General features: G+C 60.6%; 16 protein-coding genes. 13 read left to right on the top strand and 3 right to left on the bottom strand.

Annotated features, from left to right (window positions below):
• Positions 1 to 76: 76 nt before the first annotated feature.
• The 6 genes from ACR0ER_RS03980 (at position 77) to mdoH (ending at position 9,032) form a co-directional block, all read left to right on the top strand.
• Positions 77 to 1,696 carry a thiamine pyrophosphate-binding protein gene (locus tag ACR0ER_RS03980; RefSeq protein ID WP_480767821.1) on the top strand — a complete coding sequence of 540 codons (1,620 nt, stop codon included), beginning with the start codon at positions 77 to 79 and terminating at the stop codon, positions 1,694 to 1,696.
• Positions 1,683 to 2,867 carry a CaiB/BaiF CoA transferase family protein gene (locus tag ACR0ER_RS03975; protein ID WP_480767820.1) on the top strand — a complete coding sequence of 395 codons (1,185 nt, stop codon included), beginning with the start codon at positions 1,683 to 1,685 and terminating at the stop codon, positions 2,865 to 2,867. Before ACR0ER_RS03980 ends, ACR0ER_RS03975 begins: the two co-directional genes overlap by 14 nt.
• Positions 2,868 to 3,048: 181 nt before the next feature.
• Complete coding sequence (locus ACR0ER_RS03970; protein WP_480767819.1) at positions 3,049 to 4,419, top strand: tetratricopeptide repeat protein; 1,371 nt, start codon at positions 3,049 to 3,051, stop codon at positions 4,417 to 4,419.
• 34 nt (positions 4,420 to 4,453) lie between these two features.
• Complete coding sequence (locus ACR0ER_RS03965) at positions 4,454 to 5,671, top strand: OpgC family protein (protein ID WP_480767818.1); 1,218 nt, start codon at positions 4,454 to 4,456, stop codon at positions 5,669 to 5,671.
• Entirely contained in the window at positions 5,668 to 7,167 is a 1,500-nt protein-coding gene (locus ACR0ER_RS03960; protein WP_480767817.1) for an OpgD/OpgG family glucan biosynthesis protein, read from the top strand. Before ACR0ER_RS03965 ends, ACR0ER_RS03960 begins: the two co-directional genes overlap by 4 nt.
• Complete coding sequence (gene mdoH / locus ACR0ER_RS03955; RefSeq protein WP_480767816.1) at positions 7,164 to 9,032, top strand: glucans biosynthesis glucosyltransferase MdoH; 1,869 nt, start codon at positions 7,164 to 7,166, stop codon at positions 9,030 to 9,032. Before ACR0ER_RS03960 ends, mdoH begins: the two co-directional genes overlap by 4 nt.
• Here the strand turns inward: mdoH and ACR0ER_RS03950 are convergent, their stop codons facing one another.
• Together ACR0ER_RS03950 and ACR0ER_RS03945 are read right to left on the bottom strand one after the other, a co-directional pair.
• Positions 9,033 to 9,857, bottom strand: a complete 825-nt coding sequence (locus tag ACR0ER_RS03950) for a CE1 family esterase (protein WP_480767815.1) — start codon at positions 9,855 to 9,857, stop codon at positions 9,033 to 9,035.
• Positions 9,854 to 10,327, bottom strand: a complete 474-nt coding sequence (locus ACR0ER_RS03945; protein WP_480767814.1) for a rhodanese-like domain-containing protein — start codon at positions 10,325 to 10,327, stop codon at positions 9,854 to 9,856. Before ACR0ER_RS03945 ends, ACR0ER_RS03950 begins: the two co-directional genes overlap by 4 nt.
• A gap of 224 nt (positions 10,328 to 10,551) precedes the next feature.
• Between ACR0ER_RS03945 and ACR0ER_RS03940 the strand changes: the two genes are divergently transcribed.
• The 7 genes from ACR0ER_RS03940 to selD are packed head-to-tail and all read left to right on the top strand — an operon-like array spanning position 10,552 to position 18,635.
• Complete coding sequence (locus ACR0ER_RS03940) at positions 10,552 to 13,419, top strand: monovalent cation/H+ antiporter subunit A (protein ID WP_480767813.1); 2,868 nt, start codon at positions 10,552 to 10,554, stop codon at positions 13,417 to 13,419.
• Entirely contained in the window at positions 13,419 to 13,778 is a 360-nt protein-coding gene (locus tag ACR0ER_RS03935; RefSeq protein ID WP_170329401.1) for a Na+/H+ antiporter subunit C, read from the top strand. Before ACR0ER_RS03940 ends, ACR0ER_RS03935 begins: the two co-directional genes overlap by 1 nt.
• Positions 13,775 to 15,313: a monovalent cation/H+ antiporter subunit D gene (locus ACR0ER_RS03930; RefSeq protein ID WP_480767812.1), complete on the top strand. Its 1,539-nt coding sequence runs from the start codon at positions 13,775 to 13,777 to the stop codon at positions 15,311 to 15,313. Before ACR0ER_RS03935 ends, ACR0ER_RS03930 begins: the two co-directional genes overlap by 4 nt.
• Entirely contained in the window at positions 15,313 to 15,810 is a 498-nt protein-coding gene (locus ACR0ER_RS03925; RefSeq protein ID WP_480768013.1) for a Na+/H+ antiporter subunit E, read from the top strand. Before ACR0ER_RS03930 ends, ACR0ER_RS03925 begins: the two co-directional genes overlap by 1 nt.
• The gene (locus ACR0ER_RS03920; protein WP_170325459.1) at positions 15,807 to 16,076 is read left to right on the top strand and encodes a K+/H+ antiporter subunit F; all 270 of its coding nucleotides are present in this window, start codon (positions 15,807 to 15,809) and stop codon (positions 16,074 to 16,076) included. The genes ACR0ER_RS03925 and ACR0ER_RS03920 overlap by 4 nt, the downstream gene beginning before the upstream one ends.
• Positions 16,077 to 16,083: 7 nt before the next feature.
• Positions 16,084 to 16,470, top strand: a complete 387-nt coding sequence (locus ACR0ER_RS03915) for a Na+/H+ antiporter subunit G (RefSeq protein WP_170329403.1) — start codon at positions 16,084 to 16,086, stop codon at positions 16,468 to 16,470.
• Between the two features lie 5 nt (positions 16,471 to 16,475).
• On the top strand, positions 16,476 to 18,635 hold the full coding sequence (gene selD, locus ACR0ER_RS03910; protein ID WP_480767811.1) for a selenide, water dikinase SelD: 2,160 nt from the start codon (positions 16,476 to 16,478) through the stop codon (positions 18,633 to 18,635).
• On the opposite strand, the gene mnmH is transcribed toward selD, so the two are convergent.
• The gene (gene mnmH / locus ACR0ER_RS03905; RefSeq protein WP_480767810.1) at positions 18,626 to 19,678 is read right to left on the bottom strand and encodes a tRNA 2-selenouridine(34) synthase MnmH; all 1,053 of its coding nucleotides are present in this window, start codon (positions 19,676 to 19,678) and stop codon (positions 18,626 to 18,628) included. The genes selD and mnmH overlap by 10 nt on opposite strands.
• Positions 19,679 to 19,681: the final 3 nt, after the last annotated feature.

The raw sequence follows: 19,681 nt of genomic DNA, 5'->3' as shown, positions 1-19,681 counted from the left end.
ACACTGACGTGAACCCGCTTGCGTCTGGGCGCGTCCTCCGCAATCTCCTGTGAAACAAGATTTCGGAGCTTGACTGATGCAGGACCTATCCCCCCGTGCGGCTGATCTTTTGGCACAACGCCTCTACGAGGCGGGATGTCGCCACGCCTTTGGCATGCCGGGAGGAGAAGTTCTGACGCTGGTGGATGCGCTGGAACAGGCGGGGATCAAATTCCACCTGACCAAGCACGAAAACGCCGCCGGGTTCATGGCCGAGGCCGTGCATCACCGCGACGGCGCGCCTGCAATTCTGGTCGCCACTCTCGGCCCCGGCGCAATGAACGGAATCAACGTGGTGGCAAACGCGTTGCAGGACCGGGTGCCAATGATCGTGCTGACCGGCTGCGTGGATGCGGATGAGGCACTGACCTACACCCATCAGGTTATGGACCACGCACAGGTCTATCGCTCGATCACCAAGGGGACGATTACCCTGACCGCGCAAGGGGCTGATATCGTCGCTGACAAAGCGGTATCGCTGGCCAACCAGCCGCGCCCCGGTCCGGTGCATATCGACGTTCCGATCTCGGTCGCGGATACGCGCGTGTCCGGCGTCAAACGCCGTCGCTTGACCAAACCCGCCGCCGTCGCACCCGAAGGGAATTGCGTTGAGAAAGCCCGCCGCTGGGTGGCCGAGGCCGAGCGTCCCATCGCCATCGTGGGTCTGGACGTGCTCTATGACGACTCGCGCAATGTCGTGCAGGCTTTTTTGGAGCATTTCAGCATTCCTTTCGTGACCACCTATAAAGCCAAGGGTGTGGTGCCCGAAGATCACCCCCTGTGTCTGGGGGGCGCCGGTTTGTCACCGCTGGCCGACAAACATCTGGTGCCGCTAGTCGAACAATCCGATCTGGTGCTGTGCCTCGGCTATGACCCTATCGAGATGCGCCCCGGCTGGCGCGAGATCTGGAACCCCGAGGAAAAGCGCGTGATCGATATCTCTGCTGTGGTCAATGACCACTACATGCATCAGGCCGGGTTGAATCTGGTCGCCCATACCGGCGCCACGCTGGAGGCCATCGCCAAGGGTAACCCAGCCCGCGCGACATGGCCCGGCGGTGAGCCCGCCCGGGTCAAGGTCGCCTTGGCGCAGGCCTTTCCCGCCGATGACGACTGGGGGCCGGCGGCAGTGATCGCAGAGACCCGCGCCGTTCTGCCCGCTGAAACACTGGCCACTGCCGATAGCGGCGCGCATCGTATCCTGCTCAGCCAGATGTGGGACTGCCACGAGGAACGCGGGCTGATCCAGTCCTCGGCGCTCTGCACCATGGGCTGCGCGGTACCGATGGCAATTGGCCTGAAACTGGCCGAGCCCGACCGCCCGGTGATCAGCTTCTCGGGCGATGCCGGGTTCCTGATGGTGGCCGGAGAGCTGTCGACCGCCGCTGAAATGGGCGGCAACCCAATCTTTCTGGTCTTCGTCGATGCCAGCCTTGCGCTGATCGAGTTGAAACAACGGCAGCGGCAGATGGGCAATATGGGCGTGGACTTCGACCGTCATGACTTTGCCGCCATGGGCCGGGCCTTTGGAGGCAACGGCCATACTGTCCGCAATCGGCAGGAACTGCGCGCCGCTCTTGATGCCGCCGTCAAGGCCGATACATTCACCGTGATCGCCGCCGAAATTGACCGTGGAGGCTATGATGGCCGTATCTGAAGGACCGCTGAGGGGCGTCAAAGTACTGGACCTCAGCCGCATTCTGGCCGGACCAACCTGCACGCAGTTACTGGGCGACCTGGGCGCCAGCGTCATCAAGACCGAAAACCCGGCGACGGGCGGTGACGATACGCGGCAATGGGGCCCCCCGTATGTTGAGGACGCGGACGGCAACCGCTCGGATCTGAGCGCCTATTTCATGTCGACCAACCGCAACAAGAAATCGGTGGCCATCGACATCACAACGGCTGAGGGTCAGGCGCAGATCAAACGACTGGCCTCGCACGCGGACATCTTGGTCGAGAATTTCAAACCCGGTGGGCTGGCGAAATACGGGCTGGATTACGCGACCCTGTCGCAGGAGTTTCCCAGCCTCGTTTATTGCTCGATCTCGGGTTATGGCCAGACCGGGCCAAACGCGTCCAAACCCGGCTATGATCTAATGGCACAGGGCTATGGCGGGATCATGTCGCTGACCGGCGATTCCGAAGGTGCCCCGATGAAGGTGGGGGTCGGCATCTCTGACGTCATGTGTGGGATGTATGCAACCGTCGGTATTCTGGCTGCGCTGCGCCACCGCGATCAGACCGGAGAAGGCCAGCAGATCGATCTGTCGCTGGTCGATACGCAAGTGTCTTGGCTGATCAATGAGGGCGTGAACTATTTGACTTCAGGCGAAGTGCCCCAACGGCGCGGCAACGGGCATCCCAATATCGTACCTTATGACGTTTATGAAACCGCCGATGGCCACGTCATTCTGGCCGTGGGCAATGACGGCCAATTCCGCCGCTTTTGCGATTTCATCGGTCACCCGGAGCTTGCCGACGATCCACGCTTTGCCACCAACCCGGCGCGACTGGAAAACCGTGACGCCCTGAACGCGGTGCTTCGTCCGGCGGTACGAACCTATGCCACCGCCACGGTCATCGCCGAGCTTGAAGCACGCAAAGTGCCGGTTGGTCCCGTGCAAACGCTGGACCAGGTTTTCGCAACAGATCAGGTCGCTGCGCGACAAATGCAGATCACCATGCGGGCTGCCCCGGGCGAGGTACAGTTGATCGGGAATCCCCTGAAACTGTCGCGCACTCCTGTAACATATCGCAGTGCGCCGCCCGTATTTGGGGCGGACACTCAGAGCGTTCTGAACGCTGAAAATCCATTCGAAGATTGAAACACAGTGCCCGTTTCGGCGGCATGTTGCTGAAACATGCCGTTGAATCGGCGGTTTTTTTCACGTTTTCCACACACGGCATTTCACCAATTCGAGAGCAGCGGCGATACTGATACGACGCCGCGGAAGTCTCTGCTAAATCAGATATTGTAGAAATTCATAATTGGATCGGACCACAAGCATGAAACAAGATGTTTTCGGACAGATGAACACCCTCAGCCAGCCCGCAAGCGTCGAGGCGTGGAATGGTGTTCTGCTTGGCTTCATGGCGCATTCGGCCACAACGCCACAGCATCTGGGCAAAGTGCTTGAGCTTGAGCCCGACTTTGCACTGGGTCATGCGATCAAAGGTCTGTTCATGGTTCTGCTGGGCCGCCGCGAGATGACAGCGGTCGCGGTTGAGGCTTTAACGGCTGCAAATACCGCCAAGGAACGGCAACCCGTTTCCGCGCGCGAGCAGTTATATATCGATGCGCTGGGTCTGTATCTGGCGGACCTGCCCTCGCAGGCTATTCAGAAATTCGAGGAGATTCTACGCGCCCATCCGCAGGACACGCTGGCGATGAAGCTCAGCCACGCAACACGGTTTGTTCTGGGCGACGCGGCGGGTATGCGACGGTCCATTGAACGGGTCATGCCGGCTTACGCACCCGATCATCCCGGACGCGGCTACCTGCTGGGCTGTCATTCCTTCGCGCTGGAGGAAACCGGCGCCTACGAGAAAGCCGAGATTGCCGGACGTCAGGCGCTGTGGATGGTTTCCGACGACTCTTGGGGCCTGCACGCAGTGGCCCATGTGCATGAAATGACCGGTAACGCGCAGCTGGGTTTGGACTGGCTGGCAGGACGCGAGGACGCTTGGACCCACTGTAACAACTTCCGTTATCACGTCTGGTGGCACAAGGCGCTGATGCATCTGGATCTGGGTCAGGTCGATCAGGTGATGGAGCTGTATGACAACTACATCCGTCAGGATAAAACCGACGATTACCGCGATATTTCGAACGCGACCTCGCTGCTGTCGCGGCTGGAACTGGAAGGCGTCGATGTTGGCAACCGCTGGGAAGAGCTGGCCGATCTCAGCGCCGCCCGGACCGAGGATGGCTGCCTGATCTTTGCCGATCTGCACTACCTTCTGGCCCTGACCGGCGACAACCGCACCGACGCGACCAATAAAATACTGAGCCGCATCCAGAAGGACGCGCAGCGTAATCAGGGGGACACCCCGATCCGCATGTCCGATCCGGGCATAGCAGCCGCCAAAGGGCTCGAGGCCTTTGGCGACGGACTCTATGGCCAAGCCTTCGACTTTTTGTCGAGCGCCCGAAATGGTATGCAACTGGCAGGTGGCAGCCACGCCCAACGTGATGTATTCGAGCGCATCACAATTGATTCCGGCTTGCGCGCGGGTCGTCTGGATGCTGTCGAGCACATACTGGACGATCGCCGAGCCAAACGCGCCGGCGGAGAAGACAATTACGCCTTGGCGCGCCGCGCATTGATAGACGCGGCCCGCGATGACCGAGACGCACAAAGCGTACCGGCTGAATAAAAAACAAAAAAAGACCAAGAAGGACAGAATACGTATGGCGACAGCTTCGCCCGCTTCTGATTTTGCGCCTGTGGCGGCCTCGACGGCTGCCCCTGCGCGCACGCGCGACCCGCGGCTGGATTTCTATCGCGGCATCGCGATGTTCATCATCCTGATCGCTCATATTCCGAATGATCCATGGGCCAAGTGGATTCCAGCCCGGTTTGGGTTCTCGGACGCGACCGAGATTTTCGTGTTCTGCTCGGGCATGGCATCGGCAATCGCATTCGGCGGCGCGTTTCTGCGCAAAGGCTGGTGGATGGGCACGGCCCGCGTCGCCTACCGAATCTGGCAGGTCTACTGGGCGCACATAGCGCTGTTCTTCTTTGTCGCCATGACGATGGCAGCGTTGGATCAGAGCGGGATGTTTGAGAAAAGCTACATCTCGTCGCTGAACCTGCAGTTTTTCTTCGAAGAGCCGGCACCGCAAATCGTCGGGATATTCACGCTGACTTACGTCCCGAACTATTTCGACATCCTGCCGATGTATCTGGTTGTGCTGGCAATGATGCCGCTGGTTATGGGCCTGTCCCGGATCGGATTCTGGGCGGTTGCCTTGGCCTCGGTCACACTGTGGCTGATCGCACAGACCGATGTTCTGGACCTACCTGCCGAGCCATGGTCTGACCGTCAGTGGTTTTTCAATCCCTTCGGCTGGCAGTTACTGTTCTTCACCGGGTTCGCTTTCATGCGCGGCTGGATTCCGGCGCCTCCGGTGTCGAAGACGCTGATCTGGGCAGCGGCTCTGTTCCTGATCTTCTCGATGCCGTTTGGTTCTTGGAAGGTGTTTACCTGGATCAACGCCGCAGCCCCTGATCTGGCGGATGAAATCCGCAAGGTCTGGCCGGTTACCAAGGAACTGCGCGACAAGACCGACTTTGGCCTGTTCCGTTACCTGCACTTCCTGTCGCTGGCCTATCTGGGCTGGGTCATCGCAGGTGAACACGGTCACCGCCTGATCGCCACCGGGCACGGAGCCGCTGCCAAAGTCTGGCAGTTCCTGCTGACCGTGATCACCAAGGTCGGACAGCAATCGCTGGCAGTGTTCGTATTTTCCATGGCAGCAGCACGACTTATCGGCGTCGGACTGGACGTTAGTGGGCGAGATGTTGCCAGTGTGTTCGTCGCTAACATGATTGGCTTTGCGATGATCATCGGCGTGGCCTACATGGCCGCTTGGTTCAAGTCACAACCTTGGAAGTCAAAGAAATGAATTTTACACGCCGCGCATTTTTGGCCTCGACTTCGGCGCTTGCCTTTGCGCCTGCCACCTTTGCCACCGGTGGGGAAACCCCGTTTGACCGTAACGAAGTCATTGCCATGGCACGGGAACTGGCCAGCCAGCCGTACGCCGAACGCGAGATGGTGCCGCAGGAGTGGCAGGATCTGACGTATCAGCAGTACCGATCGATCCGGTTCCGTCTGGACCGCGCGCTGTGGTACGAGACCGAGACACCCTTCAACGTCGATTTCTTCACACCCGGCCTGTACTTTCCACGCACGGTCAAAGTGATGACGGTCGAAAACGGGATGGCCGCGCCCGTCGCCTTTGATCTTGGAATGTTCGACAAGTCCGAGGATGTGCCGGAATTGCCGATCGACGACACGCTGGGCTTTTCCGGCCTGCGCTTGCGCACCGAGATGCACCGTCCCGGTAAAACCGACGAGTTCTGCGTCTGGCAGGGGGCGAGCTATTTCCGTGCGATTGGCCTGCACGAGGTCTACGGCCTGTCGGCCCGCGGTCTGGCGCTGAAAACCGGCGACCCGGATGGTGAGGAGTTCCCTGAATTCATCCGCTTCTGGCTGGAGCGTCCCAAACCCGGCCAGCGCGACATGGTGGTTCACGCGTTGATGGACAGCCCCAGCGTCACCGGTGCCTATCGGTTCAACGTCACCGCAGGCGCGGATTGCGTGATGGATATCGAAGCCACCCTCTTCCCGCGCGAAGAGCTGACCCATGTCGGCATCGCCCCTGGCACGTCCATGTTCCTGTTCGACCAGACCAACCACAGCCGGTTCGACGACTTCCGTCCTGCCGTGCATGACAGCGACGGCCTGCTGATCCGGAACGGCGGCGGGGAAATTCTGTGGCGGCCACTGGCAAATCCGACCCGCTTGCAGATTTCATCTTTCGTTGATACGAACCCGCGCGGCTTTGGTCTGATGCAGCGCAAGAGGCACTTCTCGGATTACGCAGATCTTGAGGCGAACTATCACAAGCGTCCGAGCCTGTGGGTCGAACCCGGCTCGGATTGGGGCAAGGGCTCGGTCACACTGGTCGAAATCCCAGCCGATCAGGAAATCTACGACAATATCGTCGCCTATTGGCGTCCTGCCGAACCCTATGCTGCAGGCACCCAGGTGGACCTGAGCTATCGCCTGATCTGGGGAGAGGAGCCCCAGCGCACACCGATGCCGCGTGTGATCAACACGGCAATGGGGGAAAACACGTTTGGCGAAGGACGTCTGGCCGTCATCGATTTTGAAGAAAGTGAGTTGTTCGACGACCCCGAGGCGATGACGATCTTTGTTGACTCACCCCATGCCGAAACCTCCGAGGGCGTGCTGCAGCGCAACCCGGACACCGGCGGCCTACGGCTGGCTTTCTCGTTCCAGCCGGGCGACCGCGACCATGTGGAGTTGCGCGCACAGTTGCTGAAAGACAAACAACCGGCCTCTGAGGTCTGGCTATATCGTTGGACCGCATGACCCAGGAATTGCACATCATGCCCCCCGAGGCGCCTTTGGCCATGCCCGCGCAGGATTTCAGCGCGGACTTCCGGGATGCACAGGTACCATCGGGTCAGCGCCCCTCGGCCGGGTTCTGGCGCGCGCTGGCGTTCTCTCCGGCCATGGCGGCCACGCTGGGCCTTTTGTGGGTCATGAGCGATTGGTTCGGGGCTGAGGGCATCAACCTGATCGAGGGCATCCTGCTTGCGCTGATCTCGTTCAACTTCTTCTGGATTTCCTTTACAGTCTGCACCGTCTTGCTGGGCATGGTGTCCTTGTCGCGGCAAGAGCAGCCGAAACGCGAAACCCGCCCGCAGCCGCTGCGCGTTGCTCTGCTGACGCCGGTTTACAACGAAGTGCCTTGGAACGTGCTGGGCAACGCCCGTACGATGCTCGAAGACCTGCGCGCACGCGGCGGTCAGCACCACTATGCCATGTTCATCCTGTCCGACACCCGCGACCCCGAGATCGCGGCGCAGGAACAGGCCAGTGTCGAGGCTCTGCGCACCACCCTCGCCCCCGGTTTGGAGCTTTACTACCGTCGGCGCGAGGAAAACACCGACCGGAAAGTTGGCAACATCGCCGATTGGGTCAGCCGTTGGGGGGCCGATTGGGATGCGATGCTGGTGCTGGATGCCGACAGCCTGATGACCGGGCGGGCGATCACGCGCCTGACGGATTCGCTGGCGCGTGATCCGGGTGCCGGTCTGATCCAAAGCTACCCGCAACTGATCGGCGCACAGTCGGTCTTTGCCCGGATGCAGCAATTCGCCAACGGCGTCTACGGCATTGCCTTTGCCGAGGGTCTGGCGCGCTGGTGTGGACAGGAAGGAAACTACTGGGGCCACAACGCAATCATCCGCACCCGGGCCTTTGCCACAAGCGCAGGCCTGCCGAAGCTGCGGGCTTATAATGGTCAGGAAAAGCTGATCATGAGCCACGATTTTGTCGAGGCCGGTCTGCTGCGCCGCGCCGGATGGGGCGTGCGCTTCCTGCCGCGCATCCGAGGCTCGTATGAGGAAACTCCGCCCACGTTGATCGACCACGCCCTGCGGGATCGTCGCTGGTGCCAAGGCAACCTGCAGCACCTGAAACTGCTGGGCTCTACAGGGTTCCGCGCCGTATCGCGGTTCCACATGTTCCACGGCGCGGTCGGATATCTGATGTCGCCGCTGTGGTTTGCGCTGTTGGTGATGTGGGCGCTGATCGGTCAGGGCGAGGATGCCTCGGTCCTGCACTATTTCAGCCCCGACAACCCGATGTTCCCGCAATGGCCCGAGATGTCGGAAACCCGCCACGTGCTGATCATTCTGGTGATGTACGCGATGCTGCTGGCGCCCAAGGTACTGGGCGTTCTGGCCCTGCCCCTGAGCGGAGTGCGCTATGCCGAGTTCGGCGGCGGGTCCAAGTTCGTGACATCCTTCCTGGCCGAGGTGCTCCTGTCGATCCTCTACGCCCCGATCCTTATGGTACAGCAGATGATCGCTGTATTCCGCACAGCGCTTGGCATTCAAAAGGGCTGGTCCCCGCAGGCGCGCGATGGCGGCACCTACAGCCTGCGCACCCTGATCCTGTGTCACACGCTGGAAACCATCAGCGGCCTCGCACTGAGCGTCGGTATCCTGTCCGGCCTCGTCTCGGTCTGGCTGGCTCCGATCGCGATCAGCCTTGCGCTGGCGATACCACTGTCCGCGCTCAGCGGTGTCTCGGCTGGCGCGGCACGGCGTATGGTCGGGATGAGAGAGGACTTCCGCGAACCCGCGATCACCCGCTCGGCCCGGCGTCACCGGAACGAACTGAAACGTCTGATCGAGGGCAAAGGCGTGATGACCCCGGCAGAATGATCAACCGCCGGGCAAACCTTCGTACCAATCTACCATCATGTCTGCCCAGCCCTCGGGCACTCCGTGACCGCCGGGGAACAGCGCGAATTCCAGCGCGCTGCCTTCGGCGCATCCGGTCCAATAGCGGCGCATGAACTGGCCGGTGGTGGAAAACCCGCTGGGTTTGGTGTCAACGCACTCGTTGGCAACGCGCCAAATCTCCAGACCGGCAAAGATGTCGCCCTGATGGAACCGGCCACCGCCCAGCAGACGCCCCTCCAGCGGCACCACATTGTCGGTCCAACCATGGGTGTGAAACAACCGCACCGGACCGTCGCAAGCCTCGGGATGTGGTCGCCAGAATCCACCCGAGACGGGCACATAGGCTGAAAACGTATCCGGCGCGGCGCAGGCAAGGTAGTAAACCATGAACGCACCGGCAGAAAACCCGCCCAAAACAACCCTCTCGGAGTCGGTCCCAAACCTTTCCGCCGCGTCCTGAACGGCTTCGGTCAGAAACGCGGTCTCATCTCGCTCGCCAAATCCCGGATAGAAGTTCCAGCTTTTGATACCGTCGCGGTTAGGTCGCTCAAGCCCTTCAGGCGCCATTACGGCATAGCCGCGCGCCAACAGAGGCTCGACCATGCTGCGGTTCTTCATTGTCCCTGCACCGCTGCCGCCATAGCCGTGCAGGAACACGACCAGTGGTGGGTTTTCAACCTCGGGCAGTTCGATGTGATAACCGCCCGATGCGGTTTCGCACATACCCTCCTGATCGGCACACGCGGCAAGGCCAGCCTGCCCCGCCAGCACCAACCCGGTTGCCAGCGTCAATTCACGGATCATCCAGTCTCTCCTGTATTGCGCTGAACCGGCAACCCGGCGCGCACCCATCCCGGCCCTGCGGCCGACCCCAACATACCCTCGGGCACATCTATGACATTTGTGAACCCTGCTTCGGTCAAAAGGTTGCTCAGACGGGCCGAACGCACCCCGCGGGCGCAAATCAACGCGACCCGGGCATTGCGTTTTCCGCCGGTGAGCTGCGCCAGCGCCTGCTCAAAATCATCACGCCGCATATCCAATGGATATGCTCCCTCACCAACGCCCGTTGCCTTCCATTCGCGCGGGGTTCGGATATCCACCAACAGGACATCGCCCGACAACGCCTGCTCATACGCGTCAGCAACGCTCAATTGTCCGCCTGAATAGTCCTGAGGAATCAGGCGGTATTGCCGGATAGCGAAACCGGCGGTGATGGCAGCGCCCCCGCCCAACAGAACCCATCTTCGGGCTCGGTTCACCTTTTCTCCCATACAATGCCCTCCTGAGCCGTCAGGCCGGTTTTATCACAATCGCCCAAATGCCGCTGCGCGGAAAATCAATCCCCTGATCAAGTTCACGTCATTATTTCACTCGCGAAAATGGCCATGATGAATGGCCATGGAACGCAGTGAAAAACTTGCAATAGCTGGACAGTCAGAAAATTATCCTTACAAAATCAAGACTACTATTGACCGCTCAGACCGGAGTATCGCACTTGTCCCTATTCCTCATCGCGGCCCTTCCCTTCCTCGGAGCTGTTTTCCCAGCCCTTCTGATCCGGGCAGGACGAAACGCAGCAGCCTCGGCGGCGGGCTTGACCACTTTTCTGGCGCTCATGGGGCTGTTGATCCACATCCCCTCGGTCATGCGCGGAGAGGTCGTCACCGCCCGGTTCGACTGGATCCCGGCGCTGGGTCTGAACGCGAACTTCATGTTGGACGGTCTGGGGTTTCTGTTTGCCCTGCTGATCCTTGGCATCGGCCTGCTGATTATCCTCTACGCGCGATTCTACCTTTCGCGCGAGGACCCGATGGGGCAGTTCTATACCTACCTGCTGCTGTTTCAGGGCGCGATGGTCGGGATTGTTTTGTCTGACAACATCCTACTTCTTCTTATTTTCTGGGAGCTTACATCGCTTAGCTCATTCCTGCTGATCGGGTATTGGAAACACCTGCCCGAGGGGCGGCAAGGTGCTCGAATGGCGCTGGCCGTGACCGGTTCCGGCGGGCTGGCGATGATCGCGGGGATGCTGATCCTGGGCAATATCGTGGGGTCTTTTGACCTGAGCGTCATTCTGCAGAACAAAGAGCTGATCCAGTCCTCGCCCTATTACATGCCCGCTCTGATCCTGATCCTGCTGGGCTGCTTCACCAAATCGGCGCAGTTCCCGTTCCACTTCTGGCTGCCGCACGCGATGGCTGCGCCAACACCTGTTTCGGCTTATCTGCACTCGGCCACGATGGTGAAGGCCGGGCTGTTCCTTATGGCGCGGATGTGGCCGGTTCTGGCCGGGACGGATGCGTGGTTCTATATCGTTGCGACCACGGGGCTAGTGACCATGTTGATCGGTGCTTGCATTGCGCTGTTCAAAGATGACCTTAAGGCGCTGCTGGCGTTTTCGACCGTGTCCCATCTGGGTTTGGTGACGATGCTACTGGGCTTTGGCACCAAGATTGCTGCTGTGGCCGCGATCTTCCACATCATCAACCACGCGACGTTCAAGGCGGCGCTGTTCATGACCGCCGGGATCGTCGATCACGAGACTGGTACCCGCGATATTAAACGTCTGGGCGGGTTGCGGCATCTGATGCCGATCACCTTTACCATCGGCACGATTGCCGCCCTGTCCATGGCCGGTCTGCCGCCGCTGAATGGCTTCCTGTCCAAGGAAATGATGCTGGAGGAGACGGTCCACACAACATGGCTAAACTCGCACTACCTAGTACCGGGTCTGGCGTTGCTGGCTGCGCTGTTCTCGGCGGCCTATTCCTTCCGCTTTGTCAGCCATGTCTTCCTTGGCCCGCAGCGTACTGATTACCCACACCACCCGCATGACCCGCCTGTCGGCCTGTGGCTGGCCCCGGCTTTCCTTGTAGTGCTGGTGGTGCTGATCGGGTTGTACTCGGCAGCGATTGTCGGGCCTTTGGTCGCAGTTGTGTCCAGTGCCGTGATCGGTGGTGAGAAACTGCCCTATTACTCGCTGAAGCTTTGGCATGGGTTCACACCCGCGTTGTACATGTCCGCCGTGGCCACCCTGGGCGGTCTGCTCTTGCTGGCCCTGCACCGCCGGGGAGAGGCGTTGTGGAACGCCCTGCCTCGACCCGAGGCCAAGACAATCTTTGACGCTGTGATCGGTGCCCTGACAGCGCTGAGCCGCTGGGTCACCGATACGCTGCATAACGGCGTGATCAGCCGCTATGCGATTATCCTGATCGCTTTCACCGTCGGGCTTGGCTATTACGCCTTTACGACCGGCACGATTGGCCCGGAAACGCGCGAACCGCTGCCGATACAGATTATCCCGTTCTTCGGCTGGATTTGTCTGGTTGCTGCGACGCTGGCGATCATGTGGTTCCACCGCAACCGCCTGTTGTCGCTGGTGCTGATCGGCGTGGTTGGCCTGATCGTTTCGATGGCGTTCAACTACCTCTCGGCCCCAGATCTGGCGCTGACGCAGATCTCGGTCGAGGTGGTGACGATGATCCTGCTTCTGCTTTCGCTGAACTTCCTGCCCACGGACACACCCTGGGACAGCAGCGCTGCGCGGCGCTGGCGCGATGCCGCGATCTCAGTTGTGGCGGGTCTTGGTACCGGTGGGTTGATCTATGCGCTGATGCTGCGGGACTTTGCCTTCCCAACGATCTCGGAATTCCATCTGGCGAATTCGTACAAAGGCGGTGGCGGCACCAACGTGGTCAACGTGATCCTGGTGGACTTCCGGGGCTTTGATACCTTTGGCGAGATCATCGTTTTGGGCATCGCTGCTCTGATCATCTTTGCCCTGACCGAGTCAGTCTTGGGCTCGAACGTCCGCGCCTATCTGCTGAACCGCAAACCGCATTGGCCGCAATCGGGAGACTCGCATCCGCTGATGATGGTGGTGGCGACCCGTGTGATGATGCCCATCGCGCTGATGGTCGGTGCCTACATCTTTTTCCGCGGACACAACCAACCGGGTGGCGGGTTCATCGCCGGTCTGATCGTGGCCATTGCGTACCTGATGCAATACATGGCCAGCGGCTATACTTGGGCCATCGAACGGCAGAGGTTCTATTACCACGGTACAATCGGCTGGGGTGTATTGATCGCCGCCGCGACGGGTCTTGGCGCATGGTTCAACGAACGTCCGTTCCTGACCAGTGATTTCGGCTACATCAACTGGCCCCCATTGGAAGAGTTCGAATGGGCGACCGCCATCCTGTTCGACACCGGCGTATTCCTTGCGGTTCTGGGTGCGGTGATGCTGGCGCTGGACAGCCTTTCACGGTTTGCTTGGCAACCAGGCATGGCACAGGAATTCCCGATGGATATCAATCCGCTGCGGGATGACCTGAAAGACGAAGAAGAGAAGGAGCAGGCCTGATGGAAGCGCTCGTAGCCTCAGCCGTAGGCATCATGACCGCCGCCGGGATTTTCCTGATCCTGCGTCGCCGCACATTCCCGGTTATTCTGGGCCTGTCACTGATCACCTATGCGGTGAACGTGTTCCTGTTTGCCACCGGACGGCTGGCGCTGGACGCGCCTGCTGTTCTGAACAAATACGAAGACGTGCCCTATACCGATCCGCTGCCACAGGCGCTGGTGCTGACGGCCATCGTGATTTCCTTCGGGATGACGGCGGTGATCGTGATGATCGCGCTTTCGGCCTATCTGTCCTCGAAGGATGACCATATCGACATGACCGCGCAGGACAGCGTGGACGCGCCGGGAGAAGACGCATGAACCACTGGATCGTAGCGCCGATCGTCCTGCCCGCGATCCTGGCCCCGTTCATCATCATGGTCCTGCGGTACCATCTGGACCTTCAGCGCATCTTCTCGGTCGCCGGTGTGGTGGGCCTGTTGGGGATTGCCCTGACCATCACCGCGCAGGCCTCTGGCGGCGATATTCAGGTCTATGAGCTGGGCAACTGGCCCGCGCCGTTCGGCATCGTAATGGTGTTGGATCGGTTGTCGGCCATGATGGTTCTGCTGACCGCGCTGCTGGCCTTGCCGATCGTTCTTTACGCCATTGCCTCGGGTTGGGACAACCGGGGCAAGCATTTCCACGCGCTGTTCCACTTCCAGCTTATGGGCGTCTGCGGCGCTTTCCTGACCGGGGACGCTTTCAACCTGTTCGTGTTCTTCGAGGTTCTGCTGATTGCTTCTTACGGTCTGATGACGCACGGGGGCGGTTCCGTGCGCCTGAAAGCCGGGGTGCAATATGTGGCCTATAACCTGATTGGATCGACCCTGTTCCTGTTTGCGCTTGGCACGCTTTATGCGGTGACCGGCACGCTGAACATGGCGGACATGGCAATGCGCGTGGCGGAGCTGCCCGCCGACGACACGGCCCTGCTGCGTGTGGGGGCCGTGCTGTTGCTGCTGGTGTTCTGCATCAAGGCCGCCGTACTGCCGCTGCATTTCTGGCTGCCCGCCAGCTATGCCAACGCGCCTTTGCCCGTGGCTGCGCTGTTTGCGATCATGACTAAGGTCGGCGCCTATTCGATCCTGCGGATGTACACGCTGGGCTTCGGCCCCGAGGTTGAGGCGACGCAAGGTCTGGTGGGCGCATGGCTGCAACCGGCGGCGCTGGTGACGCTGGCCGTTGGGGTTGTCGGCATTCTGGGTGCGCAGCACATCGCGCGGATGGTCGCCTTTTGCGCTATCGCCTCGATGGGCACGCTGCTGATTGCGATATCGCTGTTCACGGAAACGGCCACCGCAGCGGCACTCTATTACATCTATCACTCGACCCTTGCGACCGCGCTGCTGTTTCTAGTCGCCGATCTGGTGATTGAGCGTCGGGGCGGCGCCATCGAACCCAAGGCGCCGATGCCGCAAAGCGGTCTGATCTCGGCCCTGTTCTTCGTCGGCGCCATCGCGTTGGCGGGGATGCCGCCGCTGTCGGGCTTTATCGGCAAGCTGCTGGTGCTGGACGCATCCCGCGACGCGCCGGATGCAAACGCGATCTGGGCCGTTGTCCTGATCGGGTCGTTTGTCACTATTGTCGGACTGGCACGCGCGGGCTCACTGATCTTCTGGAAAAGTCACGACGCCCAATACACCCCGGCGCCCGAAACAGACGAAGAGGCCCCCGCCCAACCCGCGCCCGAACCCAACGCAGGGCTGGCCTTCACCTCTGTCTTCGGGCTGGTGCTGGGCCTTGTCATGCTGACCCTGTTCGCGGGTCCGGCTCTGAATTATGCTGGCAAAACCGCTGAGCAATTGTTCACACCCGAACACTACATCTCGGCCGTTCTGGGAGGAGAGGAATGATGAGACTTCTGCACCGGATTTTTCCGCACCCTCACCTGACCTTTCTGTTAACCATTGTGTGGGTTCTGCTGGCCAACAAACCGTCGTTGAATTCGCTGGTTTTCGGCCTGATCCTGGGGATCATCATCCCGTTCATCACCCAGCCCTACTGGCCCGACCGCCCCAAGCTGCGCAACTGGCCGATGGTGGTGGAATATATGCTGGTGGTGCTTTGGGATATTGTGATCGCCAACATCACGGTTGCCCGGATCATCCTGTTCAAACGCGATGCAGACCGGCAACCGAACTGGATCTGCGTCCCGCTGGAACTGCGCACGCCCGAGGCAATCACCGTTCTGGCCGGTACCATTACCATGACCCCTGGCACGGTAAGCTCGGATCTGTCGGCGCAGGGGCATAACTTGCTGGTCCATTGCCTGGATGCGCCCGACCCAGAAGCGGTACGGGATCAGATCAAACAGCGCTATGAACGTCGCCTGAAGGAGATTTTCGAATGATCGAAGTCGCGATCTGGTTTGCCTTCGCCTGTTTTGGCACCGCCATCATGCTGTGCCTGTATCGGATCATCTCAGCCGAGGGTGTCGGCACCCGTGTTCTGGCGCTGGATACGATGGTGATCAACACCATCGCGCTGATGATCCTTTATGGGCTTGCTCTGGGGACTGAGATTTTCTTCGAAGCCGCGATGATCATTGCGATGCTCGGCTTTGTTTCAACCGTGGCCTATGCGCGCTTTATGCTGCGCGGCAATATCATCGAGTGAGGGTGAAATGGAGTTCATTTTCGAAATTCTGATCGCCTTCTTCCTGATCATATCGGGTATCTTCGGCTTTGTCGGGTCGTTTGGAATGATCAAGCTGAAAGACCCGATGTCCCGCCTGCACGCGCCCACCAAGGCGACCACGCTGGGCGTGGGCGGCGTGTTGCTGGCCTCGATCTGTCACTCGGTACTGATCGAGCAGCAACTGTCGTTGCACGAACTGCTGATCACCCTTTTCCTGTTCCTGACTGCACCGATCACGGCTCTGTTCATTGCCAAATGGCACATTCATCGCCATGAAAAGCCCAGCGATCTGCCGGACGCGGGCGAGGATGAGCTTTGGGCCACCCACGCGGTCGAGCAAGTCGAAGACGTCCCGGAACACACAGCGAACTAACGCCCATGCATCACACTCCGCTGCCCCTGACCCGTGATCTGGTTCTGATTGGCGGCGGGCATACCCACGCACTGGTGCTGAGGAAATGGGGGATGAACCCGCTGCCGGGCGCACGAGTGACGGTGATCAATCCCGGCCCTGTTGCGCCTTATTCCGGGATGCTGCCCGGCTTTGTCGCGGGCCACTATGAGCGCTGTGAACTGAACATCGATCTGGTGCGTCTGGCCCGGTTTGCCGGTGCACGCGTTATTCTTGGCCCGGTCGAAGGGATCGATATTGATCAGCGTCTCGTCCATGTGCCCGGTCGCCCTCCGGTGGCGTACGATGTGGCCTCTGTTAATGTGGGGATCACCTCGGACATGCCCGCCCTGCACGGGTTTGCTGACCACGCGGTCCCGGCCAAACCTCTGGGGCCGTTCGCGGCGCGGTGGGCCACGTATCTGCAAGGCACCGGTCCAGCTTCGGTCGCGGTGATTGGTGGCGGCGTGGCGGGGGTTGAGCTGGTGATGGCCATGGCCCATGCCCTGAGTGCCAAAGGCCGTGCGGCGCAGGTGACACTGATCGACAATGCCCAAGCCCTCACTGCGACGGGACCAAAGGCAGCCGCAACCATTCGCAAGGCAATGGCGGAACTGGGCGTTGATCTGATCGAAAACACGGCCATTACCCGCATTGATGCCGATCACATTGTTCTGAGTGATGGTCACGAAATCCCTGCCGCTTTCGTGACCGGAGCCGCCGGCGCCCGCCCTTATGACTGGATTGCCCAGACGGGCCTTGACCTGCAAGACGGCTACATCCGCGTGAACGGTTACCTGCAATCCAGCGATCCGGCGATCTTCGCCACCGGGGATTGTGCCCATCTGTCGGAAAACCCGCGCCCCAAAGCGGGGGTCTATGCGGTGCGTGAGGCTCCGGTCTTGTACGATAACCTGCGTGCCGTTTTGGGAGCAGGACGGATGCGGCGGTACACGCCGCAGAAGGACTATCTGAAACTGATCTCTCTGGGCGGAAAATCCGCATTGGCCGAGCGACTTGGCACTTCGTTCAGCGGGTCCTTGATGTGGCGCTGGAAGGATCATATCGACCAGAATTTCATGAACAGGTTCCGCGACCTGCCTGAAATGACGCCCCCATCCCCGCCGAGATTCCATGCAGCAGGGCTGCAAGAGGCACTGGGCGACAAGCCCATGTGCGGTGGCTGCGGTGCAAAGGTTGGGCGCGGCGCACTGCAGGCCGCACTGCACAACCTGCCCGCGCCAGAGCGCGCCGATATCAACGCCCTGCCGGGCGACGACGCGGCCCTGCTGGCAACCGGTGGGGCGAAGCAGGTGATGTCCTCGGACCATCTGCGCGGGTTCACCAATGACCCGGCACTGATGACCCGCATCGCAGCCGTTCACGCGCTGGGGGATATTTGGGCCATGGGCGCCAGCCCACAAGCGGCAACCGCAACGATCATCCTGCCTCGCATGTCGCCCGAATTGCAGCACCGAACCATGGCCGAAATCATGACGATCGCGACCGAGGTCATGCGCAACGCCGGGGCCGAGATCGTGGGTGGCCATAGCTCGATGGGGGATGAGATGACCATCGGCTTCACCCTGACAGGCCTGTGCGAGAATGACCCAATCACCCTGTCGGGTGCGCGCCCGGGCGACAAGTTGATCCTGACCAAACCGCTGGGCGGCGGCGTGTTGATGGCGGCAGGAATGGCGGGCAAGGCCCGTGGCGAATGGGTCGTTGATGCGTTCCAGCAAATGGTTCATCCGCAGGGCGAAGCCTCCCGCATTCTGGCAGGCGCCCATGCGATGACTGACGTGACGGGCTTTGGTCTGGCCGGGCATCTGTTGGGCATGTGCGAGGCGTCGGACTGCGGCGCATCTCTCGATCTGGACGCCATTCCGCTGATGGCTGGCGCGATGGAGTTGAGCGCGCAAGGCGTCCGGTCAACGATTTTCGACGAAAACCGCTCTATTGCGCCGAACCTGCCGTTCGGCGGCAAAGCTGACCTGTTGTTCGATCCGCAAACCGCTGGGGGGCTATTGGCCGCCGTCGCGCCCGATCAGGCGCAAAAGTTGTGTGAAAAGCTGAGGCACGCGGGTTATCCGGCGGTCATCATCGGACACATGTCCGACACACCGGGTCTGCGCCTTCAAAGCTGATCCAGAATCCGTTCGATCCGCGCGGCCGAGTCGTTTAGACCCGCATCGTCCAGTGCGGCCGCATCGACCCGCGCCACAACCTCGGCGGTGCGAGCGCGGCTGGATTTGGCATAGGACGGGTCATAATGCTGCTCCATCAACGCCCGCGTCAGCGCCTGCTTGTCACCGGTGTCGATCAGGGCGAGCCAGCCATCCACCACCTCGTGCCCCCGGTAGAACCGCAGCGGAGAAAGCCGATCGCGCAACCGGTCGGGATCCGACAGGATGTCGTCATAGGCACGGGCCAGATAGGCGGTGCGCGCTTCGATCGAGGCCTGAACCTGAATACGCGACGCATTTCGCAAAGCGGTCCACAAGCTGGGTGGAAGGATCAGGGTTCCGATCTTGGACGACTCGGCCTCGACAATAACCGGGCGTTCTGGGTCGAGCCCGCATAATGCTGCAGCCAGAGCGGATTCGAACGCCTTCTGGCTGGGTTGCCCACCGGGCATCTCACCCAGCAATGAGCCACGGTGATTAGCCAGCCCTTCAAGGTCCACAACCTGAACGCCGCGCGTTTTCAGATGCGCCAGAAGGTCGGTCTTGGCCGTGCCCGTGTAACCGTCCAAAGCGACCAGACGATGCGGCAAGGGGTCTTCGTAAAGAAATCGGTTCACAAGACGCCGATAGGTGCGATACCCGCCTTCGACCACCTCAGCCCGCCAGCCGACCTGTTGCAGCATCCATGTGAACGACCCGGACCGCTGCCCACCCCGCCAGCAATAGACCAGAGGTTTCCAGCCGCCTTCATGATGCGACAGACTGTGTTCGATGTGGTTAGCCGCGTTACGGAACACCAGCGCCGCGCCCAGTTTGCGGGCCAGAAAAGGGCTTTCCTGCACATAAATCGTGCCAACCCGCGCGCGTTCGTCATTGTCAAGAACCGGCAGATTGATGGCACCGGGCAGATGATCCTCGGCAAATTCCGCCGGGCTGCGCACATCGATCACCGTATCGAAGTCATGTGCGTAAAGGCTGGGCAGGTTGGTAAAGTTCAATGCCATATC

Source organism: Ruegeria sp. CH8 (assembly GCF_056536985.1).
The sequence above is the reverse complement of the archived record's forward strand: the minus strand, read 5'-3'. Positions and strand labels throughout refer to the sequence as shown.